This window comes from Stenotrophomonas sp. PS02297, from assembly GCF_029959705.1.
Classification (GTDB): domain Bacteria; phylum Pseudomonadota; class Gammaproteobacteria; order Xanthomonadales; family Xanthomonadaceae; genus Stenotrophomonas; species Stenotrophomonas nitritireducens.
In genome coordinates this window covers 1-20,351 of the sequence record NZ_JASCOS010000023.1, presented here as the reverse complement: position 1 = coordinate 20,351, position 20,351 = coordinate 1, and the positions used below count along the sequence as shown (strand labels likewise).

Genomic DNA, 20,351 nt, shown 5'->3' with positions numbered 1-20,351 from the left:
TTCAGTCGACCAGCACGAACACCGCGCCGCAGTACGGGCAGGCGGCTTCGCCGTTGGGCTCGTTCTCGATCGGCAGGTAGACCCGCGGATGCGAATTCCACAGCGCCATTTCCGGCGTCGGGCAGCTCAACGGCAGGTCGGCACGGTGCACGTTGTAGCGCTTCTGCGCGTTGGCGGGCGCGGCGGCGGTATGGCTCATGGCGTCATTCACACAGGAAAACCGGGACCGGCCAATTCTAGCAGCGCCGGGCAGAAGCATGAGCCCGGCAGGGCATAACCGGACGCCATGCCCGTCGCCACTTTTTTCAATGGCCCGGGCGGCGATGCGCTCCTATGGTGGCCCGGCATCCATCGCGCCGTCCGGGAGTCGTCGTGCCGCCCATCGTCCGTCTTGCCGCCGCCATCGCCGTGTTGTCGTTCTGCCCGTCCGGGTGGTCGGCCGCTCTGCCTCCGGCAGACCTGGTGATCGCCGGCGGGCAGATCCACGATGGCGGCGGCGGCCCCGCCGTCATCGGCGATGTCGTCATCGTCGGCGACCGGATAGTCACGGTCGGGCCGGGAGCAGGCAGGCGTCATGCGGCCGCGCGCACCATCGATGCCACCGGCAGGATCGTCGCGCCCGGCTTCATCGATCCGCATACCCATCCCTATACCTACATCCGCTCGGACGATCCGGGCGTGCGCCGCAACGCGCCGTGGCAATACCAGGGCGTGACCACCATCGCCCATGGCGTGGATGGCGGCGGCACGCCGGAAGTCGCCCGCGAAAGCGAGGAATTCGCGCGCGCCGGCGTCGGCACCAACCTCGTCCCCTACGTGGGTTTCAGCCCGGTGCGACGCGCCGTGCTCGGCCACGCAGCGCGCGCGCCGACCCCCGCCGAACTGCAGCGCATGCGCGACCTGGTGGCGCAGGGCATGTGCGAGGGCGCGGTCGGCTTTTCCACCGGCCTGTTCTACGCGCCGCAGAGTTTCGCCGGCCGCGACGAAGTGGTGGCGCTGGCGCGCGAGGCGGCGATCCGTGGCGGGCTGTACGACACGCACCAGCGCGACGAGTCGTCCTACGACATCGGCCTGCTCGCCTCCACGCGCGAAGCCCTGTCGATCGGCCGCGACGCGGGGCTGCCGGTGCACATCGCGCACCTGAAGGCACTGGGCAACGATGTGCATGGCATGGCGCCGGCGCTGGTGGAACTGGTGGAGCAGGCACGCGCGCAGGGACAGCGGGTCACCGCCGACCAGTACCCGTGGCTGGCATCGGGCACTGGCATCACCGCCGCACTGCTGCCGCGCTGGGCCGTGGACGGCGGCAACAGCGCGCTCAGGGAACGATTGCAGGATCCCGCGCAGCTCGAACGCATCCGCGTCGCGATGCGCGAGAACCTGCAACGCCGCGGCGGCGCGGAAGCATTGCTGCTCATCTCCGCCGACCAGCAGTGGACCGGCAGGACGCTGGACGCGGTGGCCGGCGAATGGAGGCTCGATCCGATCGACGCGGCCCTGCGCATCATCGAACATGGCATCCAGCACCCGGACCAGAACAGCGGTTCGGTGGCCTCGTTCAACATGGACGAGGACGATGTGCAGCTGCTGATGCGCCAACCCTGGATGGCGACCAGTTCCGACGGCAACGATGGGCATCCCCGGCAGTACGCCAGCTTTCCATTGAAATACCAGCGCTACGTGCGCGAACTCGGCGTATTGAGCACCGGGCAGTTCATCCACCGCTCCACCGCACTGACCGCGCGCATCCTCGGCCTGGAGAAACGCGGCGAACTGCAGCCGGGCTTCTTCGCCGACGTGGTGGTGTTCGATCCGGAACGCTTCATGCCGCATGCCGACTACCTGCATCCGCGCGAACTGTCTTCCGGTGTCGCCCTGCTGCTGGTCAACGGCCGCATCGCCATCGAGGACGACGTACAGACCGACGCGCTCGCCGGCCGCGTGCTGCGGCATTCACCACCACCGGGCACCTGTCCCTGATCGCGCTCGCGGCGGCGATGCAGCGTCCGCCGCCCTGCACCGCATTTCAATCCGGATGTTCCGTGCGTGCGATGCGCGCTTGCCGCATCGCTTCTGCATTCATGCGCATGCGCGCAATAGCCGCAAGCTATGCCCGACCGACGGAACGGAAAGTCTGTGCGCATGCATCCGTGGCTACCATCCGGGCATGCGGATGTCTTCCGCGTCCAAGCAAGGGGAAACGCACGATGAAGCAGCAACCGGCACTTTCCATCCTGAGCCTCATGCTCGCATCGGCCATCGCCATGGACGCGACGGCCGCGCAGGAACAGACGCCACCGCCGGAGACCGGCAACGATCCGCAGCAGCCCAAGGCGACCACGCTCGACGGCGTGGTGGTGGTCGGCAGCCGCTTCGCCGGCAACAGCCAGACCGGCATGCTGCCGGTCAACACCATTTCCGAGGAAGACATCCAGGCCACCGGCGCGGTATCCGGCGAAGACCTGCTGCAGAGCCTGCCGCAGGTGGGCGACATGATGTTCGACAACACCGACACCGCGTCCAACCTCAACGCCGCGCGCGGCGACGTGGGCTCGGTCAACCTGCGCAACCTCGGCACCGGCAACACGCTGCTGCTGGTCAACGGCCGGCGCATGGTCAACCACCCGGGCACCCAGACCGAGAACTACGTGCCGCGGCAGACCGCCAACATCAACGCCATCCCGCTGTATGGCGTGAAGCGCATGGAAACGCTGCTGGGCGGCGCCTCCGCGCTGTATGGCTCCGACGCCGTGGCCGGCGTGATGAACGTGGTGATGGACACGCATTTCCAGGGCCTGAAGATCCAGGGCCAGTACGGCGGTTCGGAAGGCACGGACTTCCGCCAGGGCAACATCAACTTCAAGGCCGGGCACTGGTTCAACGACGGCCGCACGCGCGTCACCGTGCTGGGCGGGCACACCTACCGCAGCGTGATGGAAGCGTCCGAGCGCGACTACTCGGCCAACCAGGACCACATGGACTTCATGGTCGGCACGCCGTGGGAAGGCATGTCCGCCTTCGACGACCGCACCACCTCCAGCGCCTGGGGCGTGTTCCAGGCCGTCAATGGCCGCCAGGTCAAGCAGAACGGCAAGAACATCACCAACAGCAGCGGCAGCTTCCACATCGAGCCCATCGCCAACGGCTGCGTCACCGCGCTCAACGCAGATGTCTGCATCCAGACCGGCGCGCAGAGCACCGCCATCGACCGGCCGCTGCGCTTCAACGCCAACTCGCAGCGCTACCTGATGGGCGGACTGGACCGCAACAACCTGTTCGGCACCCTCGAACACGACATCGACGACAACTTCGTCGCCTTCGGCGAACTGAACTATTACCAGTCCCGGTACGAAGGCATGCGCGAACAGGCCGCCTCGCTCGCCGCCGCGCCGATCATCGTGCCCGCTTCCAACTACTGGAACCCGTTCGGCGCGAAGTACCTGGCCGACGGCTCGCTCAACCCCAACCGCCTGCCCGGCCTGAACGTCGCCGACGAAGGCGTGGACCTGCGCATCAGCAACTACCGCGCCACCGAGACCACGCGCCCGTACACGGTCGACGACGACTCCTACCGCGTCATGGGCGGCGTGCGCGGCATGCTTGCCGGTTTCGACTGGGAGAGCGCCGTGCTGTACTCGCGCGCCACCACCCTGGACACCCAGCACGGTTCGATCAGCAACACCCTGTTCGCGCAGGCGCTCGCGCGCAACGACGCCAGTGCCTACAACCCGTTCGGCGGCGGCAACCTGCAGGACTGGTCGGCGCCGAGCAATGCGCCCAACGACCCGGCCACCATCGCCGGCTTCCTGGTGCCGGTGAAGCGCCGCGCCACCGCCTCGCTGTTCCAGGTGGACACGCGCTTCACCCGCGAACAGCTGTTCGCTCTGCCCGCCGGCGACGTGGGCCTGTCCTTCGGCGCGGAGTGGCGGCGCGAGACGCTGGCCGACGCACGCGACGACCGCATGAACGGCACTCTTACCTACACCAATCCACTGACCGGCGACATCACCTCCGACGTGCTCGGCGCAAGTCCGGCCGGCAATACCAGCGGTGACCGCAACGTGGCCTCGGCCTATGTCGAGTTCGCCGTGCCGCTGGTGAAGCCGGAAATGGGAATCCCGCTGGTCCGCTCGCTGGACCTGCAGATCGCCGGGCGCTGGGAGCACTATTCCGACTTCGGCAATGTCTCCAATCCGAAGGTCGCGCTGGCCTGGGACGTGTTCGACGGCTTCATGCTGCGCGGCAACTGGTCCACCAGCTTCCTGGCCCCCAACATCCTGCAGATGTATTCCGACGGCACGGTGGTCAGCAACAGCCGGCTCGACTACTACCAGTGCGAGGCCGATATGCGTGCCGGGCGCATCGCCAGCTTCAGCCAGTGCGGCAAGTCGTACAGCACGCAGGCGGTGCGCGAGGGCAACCTCGACCTGAAGCCGGAAACCTCCGAGGCGTGGTCGGCGGGCATGGTGTTCCAGCCCCGCTTCCTGCCGCGCACGGCAGGACAGTTCACCTTCACCATGGACTACTGGTCCATCAAGCAGGAGGACATGATCGCCGTCACCGGCGAGCAGACCCATCTGGCGCTGGACTACCTGCTGCGCATGCAGGGCTCGTACAACCCCAACGTCCTGCGCGAGGCGCCCGACGACGCCAAGCGCGAGAATTTCGCCGGGACCGGACTGGAAGCAGTCGGCAACGTGCTGCAGGTACGCGACCAGTACACCAACCGCCTGCCGCGCCTGACCCGCGGCATCGACTTCGGCCTGTCCTGGCGGCTGCGTACCGACCGGCTCGGCACCTTCAACGCCAGCCTCGATGCAAGCCGGCTGATCGAACAGACGCAGATGCCCTCCGACCTGGAAGACATGGTCGACCAGGCGCAGCAGTCCGGCCTGATCGACAAGGGCTTCACCATCCGCAGCGCCGGCAGCCTGCTCGGCATCAACGGCACGCCGGAATGGCGCGCCTCGTTCAATGCCAGCTGGCGTTACCGCGACTGGAGCGTGGGTACCTTCGTGCGCCGCGTCGGCGCCTTCGATTCAAGCGATGCGCAGCTGGCCGACGGCACCCTGTACCGGATCCCGTCCTGGACTACGACCAACCTGTGGCTGGAACACCGCTTCGGCAAGCACGGCAACCTGCTGGACAACAGCAGCGTGCGCCTGACCGTGCGCAACGTCGCCGACCGCGATCCGCCGCTGTCCGGCCGCAGCCTGGGCTTCTACTCCTCGCTGCACAATGCGCTGGGCCGCGGCTATTACCTGACCCTGACCAAGTCCTTCGACTGAGCGGATACGGGCATCGCGTCCCGACGCCACGCATCGGCGGACACGCCGTCCGCGATGATCGCGTGGTCCCGGACACGCAGACGCCGGAACCGGTAAGCCGGTTCCGGCGATGCGGAGTTCCACGCCCAGCAGCGGTCCGGAGCAGCGGACGCCGGGGCTTGCCGATTCAGGACAGGATGCCCAGCAGCCCACCCACGCCGATGCCGACGACGGTACCGACAAAGAGACCTGCCAGGAACTGCAGCCGCAGCGGATCGGAGACGCCGTGCCTGCCGTCGTGGTCCGAACTCTTCTTGAACATGCCTCGTCTCCCGATATGAACAGAACACGGAGGGGCGCGACGACCGCGCGCGAAAGCGGGACCCCTTCCCGCCGCCAACCTCCCTGTTCCCTCCGTATGGCGTTCCCCGCCGATCGAGAGACGTCCCCTTTCCTGCCTCTCGAAGGCTCTCCGGCCTCACGGGGAATTTCACCCGAGATGCCCCTCTTTCCGTAACTGTCAGGATTGACAGGTTTTTCCCTGCTTTTCCGCTATCGGTGACGTCAAAGCCTCCGTGCCATCGAAAAGCGGGTCGAAAAGCCGCTCCTGGCGCCTTCCGCTACTCCCGGGTCGGACGCCCGGCCAGTTCGATCCAGCAGGCGAAGGTGGGATGGCCTTCGATCATCACCGGCGGCGCGGCGCGGTGGACATGGAAGCCGGTCCGGCGCAGCAACCGCTCCATCGCCAGCGGCGAGACCGTGATGAGCCGTTTCCCGCCACGGCTTTCCACGTAATCAGCCGCCAGCTGCAGGATATCCACCGCCAGCGCGGACGGCCGCAACGCGGAAATGCCGGTGCGCGCGCCGCGCAGGTCCATCACCGCGAAGCGCGACAGTTCCCACACATCTTCCGAGCAGGGCGGCGGCAGGCCGTTCATCAGCTCCGGGAACATCTCGCCCAGCAGGTACGGGCCGGTGGTCGGCAGCAGGCGCGCATAACCGACGATGTCGTGCTGTTCGTCGCGGACGATCACGTGCACCGTTTCCGGCTGGTCGAACCGGTCGCGCTCGATTCCCGGCGGCGTGTCCATCTGCCAGCCCAGCGTTTCGATGAAGACCCGGTAGCGGTACTGGCCCAGCGCCTGGTTGAGCAGCGGCGACAGATTGTTCGCACTGGCAAGGATGAATTCCATGACGCATTCCCCTGTTCCTGATGGATGGGAAACGAGTCTTGCAATGCAGCACAGGCCTGATAACTGTCAGAATTGACAGGTCGCCGGGCGCCCCGGAACGGGACGGCATGTCCTCCATACGACACCCGCACGAACCGGATGGAGGCCGCGTCCGGACCGGGTGTCAGCGGAAACCGATGGCGTCCAGCACCACCGGCTTCCACTCCAGCGCCTCGACCAGCCGCTGCAGGCAGCGAGCCGTGTACTCCGGCCCGATGTCCCTGCCCTGCCCATCCACCAGCATCACGTTGCTGCGCGGAGCGTCGCGGCAGGCGGCGGACACCGGGCGGGCCAGGGTATCGATATGCCAGTCCCAGCCCACCGAGACCGCCGGTGCGGAGGCGGTGGCCCATTCGGTATAGCCGCAGATGGCCGAGTGGACCGCCCCCATCGCACCGGTGCGCTCCTCCTCGTCCAGCCCCGACACCAGGTGCACGAGCCGGATCTGGCCCAGCGCACCGCGCGGAAGGCGGATGTAACCGTCGTCGTCAATCATTATCATGCGTCTTTGGCGGTGCAGGCCGCGGCGGTGCACCGCGCAGGGCGGTCGGGTTGCCCAATCTAGATGCCCTGCGCATGCGCTGGAAACTGTCAGTGCTGACAGTACCGCCGGACCGGGATCACGATTTCGTCGAGGGCGGAAATGGAAGCGTGGCGGGAAGACCAACTCAATGCGCTGCTGGCGCCCGGCGGGCAGGACGACCTGTTCGGCACGGTCGCCGGGCTGGTGCGCGCGTTGGGCTTCGAACACTGCGCCTATGGCATGCGCGCGCCGCTGCCGCTGGCGCAGCCGGAGATCGTGATGCTCAACGATTACCCGGAAGTCTGGCAGAAGCGCTACCAGGACAACGCCTACCTGCAGGTCGATCCCACGGTCCGCCAGGGCGCGGCATCGCTCGATCCCTTCGCCTGGTCGAACTCCGACGATCCGCTCGATCCGGCCGCCGCGTTCTGGGAGGACGCGCGCCTGCACGACATCACCTGCGGCGTATCGCTGCCGGCGCTGGCGGCCAACAGCGTGCGCGGCATGCTGACGGTGACCCGCGGCGGCGAAAGGCTGGACGCGCAGGAACTGCGGGCCCGGTGGCCGCAGCTGCTCTGGCTGGGCCAGGTCGCCCATCACGGGCTGGCGCGGGAAATGCTCACGCGCTGGCGCTCGACCTCCCGCGAAGCCATGAGCGAGCGCGAGATCGAAATCCTGCGCTGGGTCGCAGAAGGCCATACCAACCGCCAGATCGCCGCCCGCCTCAACATCACCGAGCGCACGGTCAACTTCCACCTGAACAACGCCATGGCCAAGCTCGAGGTTGGCAACCGCACGGCCGCGGCGGTACGCGCGGTGGTGCTGGGCATCCTCGCCTGATCCGCGCCACCGGCCGGCAAGGCGGCGCAGCGGCGACCTGCGGATACGACAAGGCCGGCATCCGCCGGCCCGGTCGTGGTCACTCCGCGGGCGGCGCTCAGCCGCCGCGTTCGGCTTCCATCTGCTTGCGGATCTGCGCATCGACCGCGGCGATGGCGGTCATGTTGAGGATGCGGCGGGCGCTGGCGCTGCTGGTAAGGATGTGCACCGGCTTGGACGTGCCCATCAGGATCGGGCCGATCGCCACGCCGTCGGTGAACACGCGCACCAGGTTGTAGGCGATGTTGGCCGCTTCCAGGTTGGGCAGCACGAACAGGTTGGCGCGGCCCTTGAGCGTGCTGTTGGGCAGCAGTTTCTCGCGCAGCGCCTCGTCCCAGGCAGTGTCGCCCTGCATCTCGCCGTCCACGTTCAGGCGCGGGTTGCGCTTGAGCAGCTGTTCGCGCACCTGGCGCATCTTCAGCGCGTCCTTGGAGTCGTGGCTGCCGAAATTGGAATGCGACAGCAGCGCCACCTTCGGCTCGATGCCGAACAGCTTCATGCGGTAGGCCGCCTGCAGCGTGGACTCCACGATCTGCTCCACGCTCGGGTCTTCCTGCACGTGAGTATCGACGAAGAAGAACACGCCCTGCGAGTTGATCACGCCGGTCATCGCCGAGGTCGAACTCACCCGCGGCTCCAGCGGGATCACGCTGCGCACGTAGCCGAGCTTCTTGTGGAAGCGGCCGACCACGCCGCTGAGCATGGCGTCGGCCTCGCCGCGCGCCACCATCACCGCGGCGATCAGGGTCGGGCGCGAGCGCAGCAGGTTCTTGGCCGCGGCCACGGTCACGCCGCGGCGGCCGGTCAGGCCGTGGTAGTACTGCCAGTAGTCGTTGAAGCGCGGATCGTCGTTGATGTTGGTGATCTCGAAATCCACGCCCGGCTTCATGCGCAGTCCCAGGCGCTCGATGCGCGACTCGATCACGTCCGGGCGGCCGATCAGGATCGGGAAGGCCACGCCCTCGTCGATCACGTTCTGCACCGCGCGCAGCACCACTTCCTCTTCGCCTTCGGCATAGACCACGCGCTGCTTGTCGGTGCGCGCCTGGTCGTGCACCGGCTTCATCAGCAGGCTGGTGCGATACACGAACTGCGCCAGCTTCTCCCGGTAGGCCGCCATGTCGGCGATCGGGCGCGTCGCCACGCCCGAATCCATCGCCGCCTGGGCCACGGCCGAGGACAGCTCCACCAGCAGGCGGCGGTCGAACGGGCGCGGGATCAGGTAGTCGCGGCCGAAGCTCGGCGTTTCACCGCCATAGGCGGCGCCCAGATCGGAAGCCTCCTTGCGCGCGAGCGCGGCGATGGCGCGCACGCAGGCGACCTTCATCTCCTCGTTGATGCCGGTGGCGCCGACGTCCAGCGCGCCGCGGAACAGGTAGGGGAAGCACAGCGCGTTGTTGACCTGGTTCGGGTAGTCCGAACGGCCGGTGCCGATGATCGCGTCCGGGCGCGCGGCGCGCGCCAGCTCCGGCATGATCTCCGGGGTCGGGTTGGCCAGGGCGAAGATCACCGGGTCCGGCGCCATGGTCTTGACCATCTCGGCGGTGAGGATGCCCGGGGCCGACAGGCCCAGGAAGATGTCCGCGCCCTCGACGATCTCGGCCAGGGTGCGCTTGTCGGTGTCGCGCGCATAGCGCGCCTTCTCCGGGTCCAGCCCCTCGCGCCCGGCGTAGATCACGCCGTCGCGGTCGAAGGCCAGCACGTTCTCCGGCCTGACGCCGAGTTCCACCAGCATGTTCACGCAGGAAATGCCGGCCGCGCCCATGCCGGTGGTGGCGACCTTGACCTCGCCGATCTTCTTGCCGGTGATGTCCAGCGCGTTGAGGATGGCCGCGCCGACGATGATCGCGGTGCCGTGCTGGTCGTCGTGGAACACCGGGATGTTCATGCGCTCGCGCAGCTTGCGCTCGACCACGAAGCATTCCGGTGCCTTGATGTCCTCCAGGTTGATGCCGCCGAAGGTCGGCTCCAGCGAGGCGATGATGTCGACCAGCTTGTCCGGGTCGTTCTCGTCCACCTCGATGTCGAACACGTCGATGCCGGCGAACTTCTGGAACAGCACGCCCTTGCCTTCCATGACCGGCTTGCCGGCCAGCGGACCGATGTTGCCCAGGCCCAGCACCGCGGTGCCGTTGGAGATCACCGCCACCAGGTTGCCGCGCGCGGTCAGCTCGCTGGCCGCGGCCGGATCGGCCACGATCGCTTCGCAGGCATACGCCACGCCCGGCGAGTACGCCAGCGACAGGTCGCGCTGGGTGAGCATCGGCTTGGTGGCGGCGACCCGGATCTTCCCCGGCGGCGACATGCGGTGGTAGTCGAGGGCGGCCTGCTTGAAATCTTCTTTGGACATCGACGGGACTTGCTGTGGCTGAATGCCCGATTCTAGCGACTCAACGACGACATGGACCGTTTCATCGGGGACTGTATTCAGGACAGCGCTCCCGATTCGCCATGCTGCTTCGCAACAATATACGAAAATATTTTTCATGGAAGCAGTTATCTGCTACATAGACACCTCTCCAGCGGGAAGAACGGCGGCCACATGAAAGTAATCCGGCATGGATAAAAAACTATTTCACAACGCACCGGCCACGCTCAGGGGCAAGGGCCTCGGTGCCGGCGACGGTGCGTTGCCGACGGACGCCGGCCACCAGGGCTGGTCCATCCTGCGCGAACAGGTGAGCCTGCCCGCCGCCGTCCTGCTGCGTTCGGCGCTGCTGCACAACCTGGAATGGATGCGCCGCTTCGTCGCCGCCTATGGCGTGCAGCTGGCGCCGCACGGCAAGACCACGATGAGCCCGGAACTGTTCCGCCTGCAGCTCGACGCCGGTGCCTGGGGCATCACCGTGGCCACCGCGCCGCAGGCACGCGAGGCGTGGCTGGCCGGCGCGCGCCGCATCCTGATCGCCAACCAGCTGGTCGGCCCGGCCAACATGGCCATCGTCGCCGACCTGCTGGACGCCGGCGATACCGAGGTGTTCTGCCTGGTGGACTCGGCCGACAACGCCGATGCGCTGGGCCGCTGGTTCGACGCGCGCGGGCTGCGCCTGGACGTATTGCTGGAAATCGGTGTTGCCGGCGGCCGCACCGGCGTGCGCAACGACGCGCAGGCGCAGGCGGTGGTCGAAGCCGTCGCGTGCTGGCCGCAGGCGCTGCGGCTGGCCGGCGTGGAAGTCTACGAGGGCGTGGTGGCCGATGAAGCCGGCGTGCGCGCGGTCCTGCGCCGCAGCGTGGAAACCTTCCAGCGCCTGCGCGACGGCCGCGCCTTCGGCCGCATGCCGGCACTGCTGTCCGGCGCCGGCTCGGCCTGGTTCGACGTGGTCGCCGAGGAATTCGCCGCCTTGTCCGGCGACGCCGCGGCCGAGATCGTGCTGCGCCCGGGCTGCTACCTCACCCATGACGTCGGCGCCTACCGCCAGGCCGCCACCCGCATCCATGCCAGCAATCCGGTCGCCCGGCAGATGGGCCAAAGCCTGCAGCCCGCGTTACGGCTCTGGGCCTACGTGCAGTCGCGGCCGGAGCCGGACAAGGCCATCGTCGGGCTCGGCAAGCGCGATGCCGCCTTCGATGCCGGCTTCCCGGTGCCGGCGCTGCACTACCGGCCCGGCGATGCGGCGCCCGGCGATGCCGCCGCGCACTGGCAGGTCACCGCGATGATGGACCAGCACGCCTTCCTGCAGGTGCGCGCCGACGACGACCTGCGCGTGGGCGACATGCTGTGCTTCGACATTTCGCACCCGTGCCTGACCTTCGACAAGTGGCGCCACCTGCTGGTGGTCGACGACGACCACATCGTGGTCGATGCCGTCACCACGCAGTTCTGACCCGCCTGCCCCGGACCGGTACGCATGAGCCATGGACACCTGCTGCTGATCTACGCCGTGCTGGCGATCCTCGCGCTGATCGTGCTGATCGCCCGCTACCGGCTCAACCCCTTCATCAGCGTCACCGTCGTCTCGGTCGGGCTGGCGCTGCTGGCCGGCATGCCGGCACCGGAAATCCTGCCCGCCTACGAACAGGGCGTGGGCAAGACGCTGGGCCATATCGCGCTGATCGTGGCGCTGGGCACCATGCTCGGCAAGATGATGGCCGAGTCCGGCGGCGCCGAGCGCATCGCGCGCACGCTGATCGCGCGCTTCGGTACGAAGAACGTGCACTGGGCGATGATGCTGATCGCCTTCTGCATCGGCCTGCCGATCTTCTTCGAGGTCGGTTTCGTGCTGCTGGTCCCGATCGCGCTCAACGTCGCCCGCCGCACCGGCGTGCCGCTGCTGCTGGTCGGCCTGCCGATGGTGGCCGGGCTGTCGGTGGTGCACGGGCTGGTGCCGCCACACCCGGCGGCGATGCTGGCCGTGCATGCCTACGGCGCCGATGTCGGCCGCACCGTGTTCTACGCGCTGCTGGTGGGCCTGCCGACCGCCGCGCTGGCCGGCCCGCTGTTCGCCCGGGTGGTCGCGCCGCGGGTGAAGCTGCCGGCGCGCAACCCGATGGAGGCCGCGCTGCTCGACGAGGGCCACGGCCGCATCCCCGACGACCAGCTGCCCGGCTTCGGCATCACCATCGCCACCCTGCTGCTGCCGGTGGCGCTGATGCTGCTGGGCGGCTGGGCCGACCAGATCGCCGCGCCAGGCTCGCCGCTCAACCACGGCCTGCGCTTCATCGGCCACTCGGTCGTCGCGCTGCTGCTGGCCACGCTGCTGAGCTTCGTCACGCTGGGCCTGCTGCGCGGTTTCAACCGCGAGCAGATCCTGAAGTTCTCGCAGGAATGCCTGGCACCGACCGCCGCCATCACCCTGCTGGTCGGCGCCGGCGGCGGCCTCAACGGCATCCTCGTGCATACCGGCGTGGCCAGCCAGATCATCGATCTGTCCCGCCAGTTCGACCTGTCGCCGCTGCTGATGGGCTGGACCATGGCCGCGCTGATGCGCATCGCCACCGGCTCGGCGACGGTGGCGATGACCACCGCCTCGGGCATCGTCGCGCCCATCGCCGCCGCCCTGGGCTACCCGCACCCGGAACTGCTGGTGCTGGCCACCGGCGCCGGCTCGGTGGTGCTGTCGCACGTCAATGACGGCGGCTTCTGGCTGGTGAAGGAATACTTCAACATGTCCGTAGCCCAGACCTTCAAGACTTGGACCGTGCTGGAAACCCTCATCTCCGTCACCGCGCTCGCGCTGGTGGCGGCCCTCGCCGCCGTGCTCTGAACCGAAGATCCCCACCATGTTCGACATCGTCTACGAACTGCGCCAGCGGCTGCACGAATTCAGCCCGGTCGAGGTCCGCATCGCCAACACCATCCTCGCCGACGTCGATGCCGCCGCCCAGTACGGGGTGACCGAGCTGGCCGAGCGCGCCGAGGTCAGCGCCGCGGCGATCTCGCGCTTCGCCAAGACCCTGGGCTGCGAGCACGTACGCGAGCTGCGCGCGCGGCTGGCGTCGGCAAGCGCGGTCGGCAAGCGCTTCCTGGAACAGCAGAACGCGCCGCCGGTGTCGGCGCTGTTCGCGCAGATCTGCGACGACATCCAGGCCTGCCTGCGCCACAACCTGGCCAACCTGCAGGAAGAGGTGGTGCAGCAGCTGGCCGACGCGGTCTGCCAGGCGCGGCGCATCCACGTGTTCGGCATCGGCGGCTGCTCGACGGTGTTCTCGCAGGAACTGCAGAACCGCCTGATGCGCTTCGGCCTGCCGATCACCGCCTGCAGCGACGCGGTGGTGATGAAGATGACCGCCGCCATCCTCGGCCCGCAGGACCTGGTGCTGGCGCTTTCGGTCAGCGGCATCACCCCGGAAGTCACCTCGGCGGTGGAGATCGCCCGCACCTATGGCGCGCGCGTGGGCGCCATCACCCGCGCCGGCACGCCGCTGGCCGGGCTGAGCGACTGGCTGCTGCCGATCAGCATCGAGGAAACCGATTTCGTGTTCAAACCCTCCGCCTCGCGCTACGCGATGATGCTGGCCATCGACGTGCTCGCCACCACCACCGCGCTCAACGGCGCCGGCGACAACCACGAGCACCTGCGCCGCATCAAGCTGGCGCTGGACCGCTACCGCGGTGGCGACTCGCGCCTGCCGCTGGGCGACTGACCGATGCACGACGTATTGATCCGCGATGCGCTGGTGCTCGACGGCGGCGACCGGCCCGGCAGCCACGGCGACGTGGCGCTGCGCGATGGCCGCATCGTCGAGGTCGGCGCAGTGGCCGGCAGCGCGCGGCAGGTGATCGACGCCGGCGGCCGCGCGCTGGCGCCGGGCTTCATCGACGTGCACACCCATGACGATCTGGAAGTGCTGCGCAACCCGGACATGGCCAGCAAGCTGTCGCAGGGCGTGACCACGGTGGTCGTCGGCAACTGCGGCATCAGCGCCAGCCCGGTACGCATCCGCGACGAAGTGCCGGACCCGATGAACCTGCTCGGCGAAGCCGGCGATTTCCGCTTCGCCGATTTCGCCAGCTACCGGCAGGCGGTGGAAGCCGCGCGGCCGGCGGTGAACGTGGCCGCGCTGGTCGGCCATACCGCGCTGCGCCAGAACCACATGGACCGGCTGGACCGCGCCGCCACCGCCGCGGAGATCGCGGCCATGCGCGTGCAGCTGCGCGCGAGCCTGGCGCAGGGCGCGCTGGGCCTGAGCAGCGGGCTGGCCTATGGCTCGGCGTTCCACGCGCCGTCCAGCGAAGTGGCGGAACTGGCGGCGGAACTGCCGCCCGGCGGGTTGTACGCGACGCACCTGCGCGATGAATTCGGCGGCATCCTCGAGGCGATGGAGGAGGCCTTCGATGCGGCGCGCGCGCCGCGGGCCGCGGTGCGCGTCTCGCACCTGAAGTGCGCCGGCATCGACAACTGGGGCCGCAGCCGCGAAGTGCTGCACAGCCTCGACGCCGCATCGGCCGGGCAGGACGTCGCCTGCGACTGCTATCCCTACGCCGCCAGCGCCTCCACCCTGGACCTGAAGCAGGTCACCGATGCCTACGACATCCTGATCACCTGGTCCGGACCGGAGCCGTCGCAGGGCGGGCGCCTGCTGGCCGACATCGCCGCCGACTGGGGCATCCCGCTGATGGCCGCCGCCGTCCGCCTGCAGCCGGCCGGCGCGGTCTACCACTGCATGGACGAGGCCGACGTGCGCCGCATCCTGGCGCATCCGCTGACCATGATCGGTTCGGACGGCCTGCCACGCGATCCGCGCCCGCATCCACGCCTGTGGGGCACCTTCCCGCGCGTGCTCGGCCATTACGCGCGCGACGAAGCTCTGTTCCCGCTGCACACCGCCGTGCACAAGATGACCGGCCTGCCCGCCTCGCGCTTCGCGCTGGGCGCGCGCGGCCTCATCCGCGTGGGCGGGTGCGCCGACCTGGTGCTGTTCGATCCGGCGCGCGTGCGCGATACCGCCAGCTTCCACGATCCGGTGCGCGCGGCCGAGGGCATCGACGCGGTGTGGGTCAACGGGCAACTGGCCTACGACGGCACGGAAGTGGTCGCGCGGCCGGGGCGGTTCATCGCGCCGGGCCACTGATTCCCTTCTCCCTGCGGGCGGCAAACCGGCAGGATCGCCGGGTTGCTCGGCCAAGCCGCACGGAAGGCGCTGCACAGGGATGCGCCGGTGCGCCGAAGGGACGGTCGAGGCTCCGCCCGTACCCTCGCCCCCCCCCCCCGCGGAGAGAAGGCTCTGGTTACTGCAAATCAAGTCAGGAGAATCTCATGAGCGACATCAAGCGTTACGGCGCCGAAGGCGGCGTAGGCCAGGGCAGGCAGCACATGCCGTTTTCGCGCGCGGTCGAGGCCGACGGCTGGCTGCATGTCTCCGGCCAGGTGCCGATGCGCGACGGCGAGCTGGTCGGCGGCACCGTGACCGAGCAGGCGCACGTGGCCATCGGCAACGTGCTGGCGATCCTCGCCGAGGCCGGCTACGGCCCTGAACACGTGGTCCGATGCGGCGTATGGCTGGACGACGCGCGCGATTTCTACGCGTTCAACACCGTGTTCAGGCATTACTTCGGCGAACACCCGCCAGCGCGCGCCTGCGTGGAGAACCGCATGGTCGTGGACTGCAAGGTGGAAGTGGACTGCGTCGCCTGGAAGCGCCCGCAGCGCTGAATCCACGCCTGCCGATCCCTGCTCCGGCGCCGCCGGGCAGGGACATCCGCGGCTGCCGCGCATAACGGCCGGCTATGCCGCCGCGATCTTTTTCGACTGGCGCCACGCCCCGTTCCATGGCTATGGTGGATGCCGCCGTCCCGCCCCACGCATCGTGTTGCGGCGCGGCAGACCGGCCCGCTCGCCATGGAGACACGCCATGCCTGCCTGCTTGCGCCCACGCCGGCCGCAGCCATCCCACCTGCCCCGACTGGCGGAAAACCCGCCGTCGGGCATCGAACCGTCTGCCATCCGTCATGCGGACGGGCCGGCTCCCGCCGGACTGCCCGTGGCTCCGTCCCCTCCCCCGTGCCGCGGAGCCACATTCCCCGGGCAGTTCTCCCCCCGGCGGTACCGGCCCTCCGCCGCCCCCGCCCACGACACCTGCATTGGCAGGGCACGAGGTACTGATTAGATGATCCAACTTGATGCCGTACAGACGATCGCCTTCGGCGGCCTGACCCTGTTCGCCGGCTATGCGCTGTGCCGCGCGATCCCGGTGCTGCGCCGTTACAACCTGCCCGAACCGGTCGTCGGCGGCCTGCTGGTGGCCCTGCTGGTATGGGCCGCGCACGCGCGTGGCACCACCCTGTTCGAACTGGACACCAGCCTCAAGGTGCCGTTGATGGTGGCCTTCTTCACCACGCTGGGCATCAACGCCAGCCTGCGCCTGCTGCGCATCAGCGGCCGCCAGGTGATGGTCTTCCTGCTGCTGGCCAGCATCTTCGCGGTGGTGCAGAACCTGGTCGGCATCAGCGTGGCGTGGATGTTCGACCTGCACCCGATGTTCGGCGTGCTCGCCGGTTCGGCCACCCTCACCGGCGGCCCGGCCACCGGCATGGCCTTCGCGCCGCTGTTCGAGAAGGCCGGCCTGCAGGGCGCCGAGACCCTGGCGATCACCGCGGCGATGGCCGGCATCATCTGCGGCGGCGTGGTCGGCGGGCCGGCCATCACCGTGCTGATGCGCCGCTTCCGCATCAGCGGCCCGGCCGGCAACGGCGCCAGGGCCGATGGCGCCGCCGAGGCCGACGAGAGCGTGCACGTTCACTTCCCCAGCGAGTCGGCGCGCGAATTCGACGCGCTCAAGAGCATCGTCGTGCTGCTGATGGCGATGTGGCTGGGCGCCTGGGTCAGCCAGGGCTTCGCGGGCCTGGGCCTGACCCTGCCGTCCTACATCGGCGCGATGCTGGTGGGCGCGGTGGTGCGCAACATCGACGACTACACCGGCCTGATCAGGCTGTCGGTGCCGACCACCGACCTGATCGGCAACATCTGCCTGGCGCTGTTCCTGGCGGTGGCGCTGATGGACCTGAAGCTGTGGGAACTGGCCGGCATGGGCCTGCCGCTGGTGGTCAACCTGGTCATCCAGGTGGCGCTGGTGGCGCTGTTCGCGGTGCCGATCTACTACGTGATGGGCCGCGACTACGACGCGGCGGTGATGGGCGGCGGTTTCATCGGTTTCATGCTCGGCACCACCGCCAACGCCATGGCGGTGATGCGCCGGCTGGTGCAGCGCTACGGCGTGGCGCCGCGCGCGTTCCTGGTGGCGCCGCTGGTGGGCGCGTTCTTCATCGACTTCGTCAACGCGCTGATCATCACCGGCTTCCTCAACTTCTGGCCGCACTGACGCGGCCGGGAGCAGCGTTCGAGCAGTTGTGCGCAGGGCCGCCGCGATGGCGGCCCTGCTGTTTCCGGGAGTGCGCAGGAGCGTTGCTCCCGCGGCCCGCTTTTCCTGCGGGAACACGCCGCCGGTCGCAAGACCACCAGCGGGATGAAGCGCATGCGGGTGCCGGAGGCGGAAACCGGCTTCGGAACGGGCCTGGGAGGCCGATGCAGGGACACCGCGGTGCGCCGCCGGAAGTCACGGCCGGAACGCATCGCCGCGTCCCCGGCCGGGACGCGGCCAGGGACATCGCCCTGTCCGGAACCGGGCTGACGCTCGGGCCGTTCCCGCCTTCGCCCGGTCCCTGCCGCCTGTGGCGGGGCGCTTCCGGCCCAGGGCCCGCAAGGCGGGCCCTGCCGTACCTGCCCTGCAGAAAAGGGCTTTCCGAGGCTCAGGCCATGCGCGCGGTCACTGCGCGGCGGAACCGGCGCCGGGCCGGCGCGGATCGGCAGCGCCCTGCGCGCCGCCATCCTCGCCCACCATCAGCGTCTGCGTGCTGCCGATGGTCTCGTCGCTTTCGATGCGGTGGCCCAGCCCGCGCAGCAGGCGCAGCGTGTCGGGGCTGAAGCCCGGTTCGATCTGCAGCATGCCGCTGCCCATGTCCTGGTGGATGCGCGGCCGGTGGGTGGCCTCGGCGATGTTCATGCCGAAATCGACCACGTCCACGATCGTCTGCATCACCGTACCGGGGATGGTGTTGCCGCCGGGGCTGCCGGTGACCAGCCACACCTTGCCGTCGCGCAGCACCATGGTCGGCGACATGCTCGATACCGGCCGGCGCCCGGGCAGCAGCGCGTTGGCGACCACCCGCCCCGGCTCCGCACGCGCGGCCAGCTGCGCGCGCAGCGAGAAGTTGCCGATCAGGTTGCCGAGCAGGAAGCCGGTGCCTTCGGCCATCACCCCGGCGCCGAAGTCCGAGCCCAGGGTGAAGGTGTTGCTGACCGCGTTGCCGTCGGCGTCGACCACCGAGAAATGCGTGGTCTGCGGACTTTCGTAAGGCATGGGATCGCCCGCCGCCAGCGTGGTGGCGTCGAGCGCGCGGTCGGGCGAGAACAGCTTCCAGCGCGCGTCGGCATAGGCCTTGGATACCAGCCCGCGTACCGGCGCGGAGACGAAGGCCGGGTCGCCGGCATGGCGCGCGCGGTCGGCCCAGGCCAGCTTGATCGCCTCGGCCATGGCGTGCAGCGCCGCCGCCGAGCCGGGGCCCTGCGCGGCCAGGTCCTCGTGTTCGAGCAGGTTGAGCATTTCCAGCACGCTGGCGCCGCCGCCGCTGGACGGCGGCATGGTCACCACCTCGCGGCCGCGGTAGGTGCTGCGCAGCGGCTCGCGTTCGATGGCGCGGTAGCCGGCCAGGTCCTCGCTGCCGATCAGGCCGCCATGGCGCTGCATCGCCGCCACCAGCCGCTGCGCGATCGGCCCGCGGTAGAACGCGTCCTCGCCGTCGCGCGCGATCAGCCGCAGCGACCACGCCAGGTCGGCCTGGCGCAGGCGTTCGCCCGCGCGCAGCGCGCTGCCGTCGGCGTGCAGGAACACGCCGGCGCCGGCCGGGCTGCGCGCCAGCCGCTGGCGGCCCCAGTCCAGGGCGAAGGCTTCGTCGCGGCTGAGCACCACGCCCTTGTCGGCCAGTTCGATCGCCGGCTGCAGCAGACGCGCCCACGGCAGGCGCCCGTGCTGGCGATGCGCCAGCGCCAGCCCGGCCACGGTGCCGGGCACGCCGGCGGCCTTCCAGCCGGCGGTCTCGCCGTCGATGCGGCCGTCGGCGCCGATGAAGCGCTCCAGCGTGGCCGCCGCCGGCGCCATCGAGCGGTAGTCGATGGCGACGCTGCGGTTCTCGCCGGCCAGGTGCAGCAGCATGTAGCCGTCGCCGCCGATGTTGCCCGCGCGCGGCAGCAGCACCGCCAGCGCGAAGGCGGTGGCCACCGCCGCGTCCACCGCGTTGCCGCCGTCGCGCAGCACCTGCGCGCCGATCTCGCTGGCGCGCTGGTTCTGGCTGACCACCATGCCGCGGTCGCCGTGGTCGGGTTTCTGGATCGCCTGGTAGTTGAGCAGTTCGCGCGCGCCGGCCGGCGGCGCCAGCGCCAGCAGCGCGCACAGCAGCAGCGCCATGCCACGGCCCGGGAGGGAAACGAGGGTTCGCAGGGTCATGCCTTTCTCCGGTTTGCGGTTTGCGGGCGCAATGCCGGCCGTCGTCCGCCCGCGACGGTGCCGATGGCGACGGCCGCACTGGCCCATCTGGAAGCATGGCCGGCGATGGCGCGACTGTCGCCCATATTTCATGGCCCACGGTATAGCTCGCGCGCATGGAAGCGCCGCTCCGCGGCCGCGCGCCGGGGGCAAGACCACGGCATTCCATAGCTGCGGGTTAACACCTGCACCGCGATTGTGATCCCTGCTCCGCCACGGCCGGCGGTAATCTGCCGGCCATGCCGAAGCCCGTCCGCTACACGCCCTCCCCCACGGTCGGTGCGCCCGCCATTCCGGCGCGCGGGCGCCGCGCTGCCGGCTTCGTGCTGCTGTGCCTGTCGCTCGCGCTGGCCGGCTGCGGCACCGCGCCGGATGCGCGCGCGCCGGCGGCGGCAGCGGTCTCGGCCGGCAAGGCCTCGCCGGCCATCGTCGTCGCCGCGCCTCCGCTGGCCGCACGGGCCGGCGCCGCAG

The 20,351-nt window shown here is 69.4% G+C and carries 15 protein-coding genes and 1 pseudogene; 10 read left to right on the top strand and 6 right to left on the bottom strand.

From position 1 onward, the window contains the following. Nucleotide 1: 1 nt before the first annotated feature. Nucleotides 2–199, bottom strand: a complete 198-nt coding sequence (locus tag QMX80_RS07270; protein ID WP_055772105.1) for a zinc-finger domain-containing protein — start codon at nucleotides 197–199, stop codon at nucleotides 2–4. Nucleotides 200–372: 173 nt separating this feature from the next. Between QMX80_RS07270 and QMX80_RS07265 the strand changes: the two genes are divergently transcribed. Next, a complete protein-coding gene (locus QMX80_RS07265; RefSeq protein ID WP_282276172.1) occupies nucleotides 373–1,980 on the top strand; it encodes an amidohydrolase family protein in 1,608 nt (535 codons plus the stop codon). Nucleotides 1,981–2,207: 227 nt separating this feature from the next. Further along, on the top strand, nucleotides 2,208–5,288 hold the full coding sequence (locus QMX80_RS07260) for a TonB-dependent receptor (protein ID WP_055772109.1): 3,081 nt from the start codon (nucleotides 2,208–2,210) through the stop codon (nucleotides 5,286–5,288). 166 nt (nucleotides 5,289–5,454) lie between these two features. Here QMX80_RS07260 and QMX80_RS07255 read toward each other — a convergent pair whose 3' ends face one another. From QMX80_RS07255 to QMX80_RS07245, 3 genes are all read right to left on the bottom strand, one after another. Continuing rightward, the gene (locus QMX80_RS07255) at nucleotides 5,455–5,589 is read right to left on the bottom strand and encodes a hypothetical protein (protein ID WP_268768318.1); all 135 of its coding nucleotides are present in this window, start codon (nucleotides 5,587–5,589) and stop codon (nucleotides 5,455–5,457) included. A gap of 298 nt (nucleotides 5,590–5,887) precedes the next feature. After that, on the bottom strand, nucleotides 5,888–6,460 hold the full coding sequence (locus QMX80_RS07250) for an acyl-homoserine-lactone synthase (protein ID WP_282276171.1): 573 nt from the start codon (nucleotides 6,458–6,460) through the stop codon (nucleotides 5,888–5,890). Nucleotides 6,461–6,623: 163 nt separating this feature from the next. Beyond that, the gene (locus tag QMX80_RS07245; RefSeq protein ID WP_082443753.1) at nucleotides 6,624–7,001 is read right to left on the bottom strand and encodes a DUF4902 domain-containing protein; all 378 of its coding nucleotides are present in this window, start codon (nucleotides 6,999–7,001) and stop codon (nucleotides 6,624–6,626) included. A 141-nt stretch (nucleotides 7,002–7,142) separates the two neighbouring features. Here QMX80_RS07245 and QMX80_RS07240 point away from each other — a divergent pair, with 141 nt between their 5' ends. Beyond that, a complete protein-coding gene (locus QMX80_RS07240) occupies nucleotides 7,143–7,862 on the top strand; it encodes a LuxR family transcriptional regulator (RefSeq protein WP_282276168.1) in 720 nt (239 codons plus the stop codon). Between the two features lie 97 nt (nucleotides 7,863–7,959). Here QMX80_RS07240 and QMX80_RS07235 read toward each other — a convergent pair whose 3' ends face one another. Then, nucleotides 7,960–10,251, bottom strand: coding sequence for an NADP-dependent malic enzyme (locus QMX80_RS07235; RefSeq protein WP_055772119.1), 2,292 nt, complete (start codon nucleotides 10,249–10,251; stop codon nucleotides 7,960–7,962). 208 nt (nucleotides 10,252–10,459) lie between these two features. On the opposite strand from QMX80_RS07235, the gene QMX80_RS07230 reads away from it, so the two are divergent. From QMX80_RS07230 to gltS, 6 genes are all read left to right on the top strand, one after another. Further along, nucleotides 10,460–11,725 carry an amino acid deaminase gene (locus tag QMX80_RS07230; RefSeq protein WP_282276167.1) on the top strand — a complete coding sequence of 422 codons (1,266 nt, stop codon included), beginning with the start codon at nucleotides 10,460–10,462 and terminating at the stop codon, nucleotides 11,723–11,725. A gap of 24 nt (nucleotides 11,726–11,749) precedes the next feature. Further along, a complete protein-coding gene (locus QMX80_RS07225) occupies nucleotides 11,750–13,105 on the top strand; it encodes a gluconate:H+ symporter (RefSeq protein ID WP_057505094.1) in 1,356 nt (451 codons plus the stop codon). A gap of 16 nt (nucleotides 13,106–13,121) precedes the next feature. Further along, on the top strand, nucleotides 13,122–13,985 hold the full coding sequence (locus QMX80_RS07220; protein WP_055772126.1) for a MurR/RpiR family transcriptional regulator: 864 nt from the start codon (nucleotides 13,122–13,124) through the stop codon (nucleotides 13,983–13,985). 3 nt (nucleotides 13,986–13,988) lie between these two features. After that, nucleotides 13,989–15,413 (top strand): D-aminoacylase, encoded by a 1,425-nt coding sequence (locus QMX80_RS07215; protein WP_282276163.1) that lies wholly within the window; start codon nucleotides 13,989–13,991, stop codon nucleotides 15,411–15,413. A gap of 185 nt (nucleotides 15,414–15,598) precedes the next feature. Beyond that, entirely contained in the window at nucleotides 15,599–15,994 is a 396-nt protein-coding gene (locus QMX80_RS07210; RefSeq protein WP_055772130.1) for a RidA family protein, read from the top strand. A gap of 454 nt (nucleotides 15,995–16,448) precedes the next feature. Further along, nucleotides 16,449–17,660 carry a sodium/glutamate symporter gene (gene gltS, locus QMX80_RS07205; RefSeq protein ID WP_057505091.1) on the top strand — a complete coding sequence of 404 codons (1,212 nt, stop codon included), beginning with the start codon at nucleotides 16,449–16,451 and terminating at the stop codon, nucleotides 17,658–17,660. A gap of 444 nt (nucleotides 17,661–18,104) precedes the next feature. Here the strand turns inward: gltS and ggt are convergent, their stop codons facing one another. Then, complete coding sequence (gene ggt, locus QMX80_RS07200) at nucleotides 18,105–19,841, bottom strand: gamma-glutamyltransferase (protein WP_282276159.1); 1,737 nt, start codon at nucleotides 19,839–19,841, stop codon at nucleotides 18,105–18,107. A 278-nt stretch (nucleotides 19,842–20,119) separates the two neighbouring features. On the opposite strand from ggt, the pseudogene QMX80_RS07195 reads away from it, so the two are divergent. Next, a pseudogene (locus QMX80_RS07195) lies at nucleotides 20,120–20,351 on the top strand (hypothetical protein); the annotation flags it as partial.